At 30.1% G+C, this 4,796-nt stretch carries 3 protein-coding genes and 1 pseudogene; 2 read left to right on the top strand and 2 right to left on the bottom strand.

All coding sequences use genetic code 11. The features are described 5' to 3' along the window. Window positions 1–112 (bottom strand): annotated as a pseudogene (locus A9G38_RS12015) (IS5/IS1182 family transposase); the annotation flags it as partial. A gap of 593 nt (window positions 113–705) precedes the next feature. Between A9G38_RS12015 and A9G38_RS06355 the strand changes: the two are divergent. Then, window positions 706–1,764 carry an ATP-binding protein gene (locus A9G38_RS06355; protein ID WP_034915564.1) on the top strand — a complete coding sequence of 353 codons (1,059 nt, stop codon included), beginning with the start codon at window positions 706–708 and terminating at the stop codon, window positions 1,762–1,764. Beyond that, entirely contained in the window at window positions 1,764–4,001 is a 2,238-nt protein-coding gene (locus A9G38_RS06350) for a S8 family peptidase (protein ID WP_034915567.1), read from the top strand. Before A9G38_RS06355 ends, A9G38_RS06350 begins: the two co-directional genes overlap by 1 nt. Before the next feature lie 459 nt (window positions 4,002–4,460). Here the strand turns inward: A9G38_RS06350 and A9G38_RS06340 are convergent. Then, a partial coding sequence (locus A9G38_RS06340) for an integrase core domain-containing protein (protein WP_141671741.1) occupies window positions 4,461–4,796 on the bottom strand: 336 nt, incomplete at its 5' end.

Here is a 4,796-nt window from a genome sequence, read left to right as displayed (position 1 = left end):
GGATCCCTTCAAACGTCATCCGATGCTCGGATTTATTATAAACTCGGCCGGTATTTTTCATTATTTGTAGTAGCTTTTCCCACCGTTTATCTGTTAGCATTGTTCTTGGCATGATGAATCGAGTTAGGGTTGTTTTTGGCTGAATTATTATAACTCACATCATGCCGTCTAAAAAATAATCATGAAAGATCAACACGCCCTAATTTATATCTAGTTCTAGAATTATTATATAACTTATCACTGAATAATTGATTTTAATAGAATGCATTATAGTTAGTGTAAGTAAAATAATCATTAAATTAATGATGTAAAATCAACTTATTACTGGATTTAGTTTAATTTTAATTGAACACTGTTGAGTAATGAAACAAGGTGAAAGGCTTATTTGAAAAGGCTTTAGGCATAAAAAAACTGTTATAAGCAGGTCTTAGAATTTGGTGATTGGTGCCCGGACGCGGGATCGAAGATGTGGGTTTAAGCCTTGTGGTTACAGGATTTGAGAAATTTAGATGAAAAATGTACCCGTATTTGTATCCATTTACATTTAACTTAAAATAACTGTATAATAATACAGTTCTGCAACCCTTATTTTTATACTTTTCCTTATATAAAACAATTCCTATTTATAATATTGTCCCAAAACTGTATTTTTTGTCCCATTTATGGTATACTTAATTTAAATAGATATATCCTTAGGTGATTTTTGTGAAAAAAAAGAATGTGTTAAATTTGATTAAATATCATGTTGAAAGAAATGAAAGTGCTTTTAGAGATGAAGCTATTGAAATTGCTAGATATTTTGATTCTATTGGCGATCATCAGTTAGCTGAATATATTATGGGATTTATTGCTGAATCAAATCTTTATATTCCTCAAGCAAGTGAGTTTGAGAGTGATTTTTTAAAATCAATAAATGTAAAGGTAGTGGATTCCCTAAATTTGCCAATTGAAATCACTGATAATATTAAAGGAGTGATTAATGCTGTTAATCACAAAATTGGGATAACCAAATTTTTATTTGAAGGGTTTCCTGGTACAGGTAAAACTGAAGCAGCAAAACATGTTGCGAGACTACTCAAACGTTCGCTGTTTTATGTGGATTTTGATAATTTAATTGATAGCAAGCTTGGTCAAACGAATAAAAACATAGCCCAAGTGTTTAGTGAAATTAATAAAATACCTTATCCAGAAAAAACAGTGATTTTATTTGATGAAATTGACGTTATAGCATTAGATAGGATTAATAGTAATGATGTTCGAGAAATGGGACGTGTAACATCAGCAATTTTGAGAGAGTTGGATAGATTAAATGATTTAAATAAAGACATTGTAATCATTGCTACCACAAACTTATATAAGAATTTTGATAAGGCTCTTTCTAGACGCTTTGATGCTATTATTAATTTTAATCAATACAGTAAAGAAGATTTAGTTGAAGTGGCTGAATTTTATTTTTCATCTTTCTCAAAAAATTTTAGAAACGTGTCTAAAGATGCTCGATTGCTGAAAAAAATTCTAAATACATCAAACCAATTACCATATCCTGGTGAATTAAAAAATATTATCAAGACTTCTTTAGCGTTTAGTGATGTAAATAATGGTTATGATTATCTGAGAAGATTATACAACAATATAATAGGAAATCTTGATCAAACTAGTTTAGAACAATTACACATTTTAGGTTTTACTGTAAGAGAGATAGAAAAACTTAAAGGTGAACCTAAAAGCACAATAGCTAGAAAATTGAATGAAGGAAATAAGTAATGGCAAATAATGTTTTAGAATTAAAAGGAAATCGATTTGTTCAAGCGTCTAAACAATTTAAACCAAAAGTTATTCCTAATATGAATGGTAACAATGGTGTTACTAGCGAACATGTGTATAAGTTGCAAACGAAAATGGAACAAATCAAAAATTTTTGGTTGAATGAACCTAAGCCATTTGACGGTATTCTAATTTGTGTTTGTTATAATAAGATTGTGGCAAAAAGTAATAGAATCGGAGGATTGTTTAGAGGGAAGGATTCGAACTATGCAATAGTGGGAGCTAAGTTTAACAAAGATAGAACTAAACATATTATTACTTATTTTTTAGATATTAATGATTTAAATAAAAGTATTGTTTTACTTGATAAAACAAAAATTGTTTTAGATAAAGCCTTTTCAGGAAAAATAGATCAAGTTACTTTCAAGGATCATGAAAGTATAAATAGTGTTCATTTTAAAGAATTTGGTATAAGTAAATCCTCATTTAAGCAAGTTATAGCTGATATTTCTTATATTGATGATTTTGAGGTAGAGAACCCGTCAGGAGAATCAGTGCAAAGTATTATTACTTTGTATGATATAAGAATGGATACAAAAAGATTATTAAAAAAACTAGGTATCGATATTTTATCCAGTCGGATTTTAGATAATCAAACGATTTTTTTGGATAAGAATCAATCGGAGATCTTATTTACTAAAGCTCCTTATCTTATTTCAATGGCTACAGCAGATTTATCCCAGCTATCGCCAGAAGATTTCATTCAACAACATAAACAAAATTTGCAGCATATTCCAGAGCCCACAATAGAACCTACTATTGGTGTAATTGACACATTATTTGATGAGGGAGTTTATTTTAGTGATTGGGTCGAATACCATGAAATGGTTGATGAAAATATTGCTAAAGCACCTAATGATTATAGGCATGGCACTGCAATATCATCTATTATTGTAGATGGACCAAGGCTTAATCCCTGGTTAGATGACGGCTGTGGAAGGTTTAAAGTACGTCACTTTGGTGTAGCAGTTGGTTCACAGTTTTCTTCTTTTACTATTATAAAGCAAATTAAAGAAATAATAGCAAAAAATAAAGATATTAAAGTTTGGAATATTTCACTAGGTAGTGATCAAGAAGTTAATGATAATTTTATATCTGCTGAAGCTTCTGTATTAGACCAAATTCAATATGAAAATGATGTCATCTTTGTTATTGCGGGAACAAATAAAACAAATGAAAATATTAATAGAATTGGTTCTCCTGCCGATTCAATTAATAGTATGGTTGTAAATGCAGTAACAAAAAATGGATTATCAACAAAATACTCTAGAAAAGGAATTGTTTTATCATTTTTTGCGAAGCCTGATATAAGTTACTATGGTGGAAGCAGTGAACAATATATTCATGTATGTGAACCCTTAGGAGAAGCTAAAGTTGCGGGAACATCATTTGCAGCTCCTTGGGTTGCTCGAAAACTTTCATATCTAATTGACATATTAGAGCTTAGCCGTGAAGTGGCTAAGGCGCTTATTATTGATGCCGCAAGAGGATGGAATAACGAACCGACTGCCAGTGAAATTGCATTATATGGGCATGGTATAGTACCAATTAAAATTGACGATATTGTCAAAACAAAAGAAGATGAGATTAAATTTTTAGTTTCAGATATCAGTGAAAAATGGAACACTTATAATTATAATTTTCCAACACCAATGAATAAAGATGATAAATATCCTTATATAGCCAAAGCAATAATGTGTTACTTTCCTAAATGCAATAGAACTCAAGGAGTGGATTATACAAATACTGAGTTAAATTTACATTTTGGAAGAATCAAAAATAATGGAAAAATTTCTAATATTAATGGGGATAAACAAAACCAGAATATAGATACTGAAAGAAACTATTTATTAGAGTCTGATGCTCGAAGTAATTTCCGAAAATGGGATAATGTTAAATATATAGCTGAAATAGTTAAAAAAAATAATAAACCTAAAATATCATACGAAAATAAAAATTGGGGCATGGAAATTAAAACAAATAATCGTTTAAATCCCAAAGATGGAGAAGGTGTTCGTTTTGGAATTGTTGTTACATTAAAAGAAATTAATGGCGTAAATAGAATTGATGAGTTTATTAGAAGCTGCCATTTAAGTGGTTGGTTAGTAAATGCAATTGATGTTAATGCCAAAGTTAATATTTATCAAAATATGAATGAAGAGATTGAATTTGAGTAAATTTTTATGTGTTAGCTCAAACTTAATCTGACAAAAACTTATTACTCATCGGACACACATTTTGTTAAAATGAAAGCCGATGAGTAAAATAAATTCTCCAATTGCTTTTCCTTAACCAATCCTTTTTCTCCGTTCCAGGTTTGCCGTGGTCTCTTTCCATAACAATATTTTCCAGAGTGTGCCTTTCTCGATTGTAAAGATCAAACCATTGTTCAATATCGTTTTGTATTTCACATAATTGCGTGTAAATCTTACGTCGAAATAAAATATCATAACATTCTGTTTTCATCGTCTTGTGAAATAGTTCACAAAATTTATGCATAACAAGATAAAAGTGGTACCAAAAATAAAAATTTAAATCACTAATGAATCCCCTTATAAAGTTTTAAATAAGCTTTATAAAGGGAATAACTAATCATCCAATGCATTTATAGTAGAAATTGGAATGGCAACACATTTTCAAACAAAAAAATTAAGGGGTAAGTGTTTTTTAAATTCAACGGGAGGCAAGTAGCCTAACGAAGAATGTAATCGTTTATGATTATACCAATAAGCATAAGCCGAAAAAGCGCGTTGTAATTCAGCCGTTGAGTTGAAACGTTGGCCTTTTACAAATTCCGTTTTAATTGTTTTAAATGTCGCTTCCGCTACCGCATTGTCATATGGACACCCTTTCTTGCTTAATGAATGCGTGATATTAAATGTCTTAAAACACGCCTCTAATAACCGATTATCAAACTCTTTGCCTCGGTCTGAATGAAATAAATCCAATTTTGATAATGGCAGTTTAATTTG

The sequence above is a fragment of the Gilliamella sp. Imp1-1 genome, assembly GCF_001690415.1.
GTDB lineage: Bacteria > Pseudomonadota > Gammaproteobacteria > Enterobacterales > Orbaceae > Gilliamella > Gilliamella bombi.
Note: the sequence above shows the minus strand (reverse complement) of the source record. Positions and strands in the feature narration are given on the sequence as shown.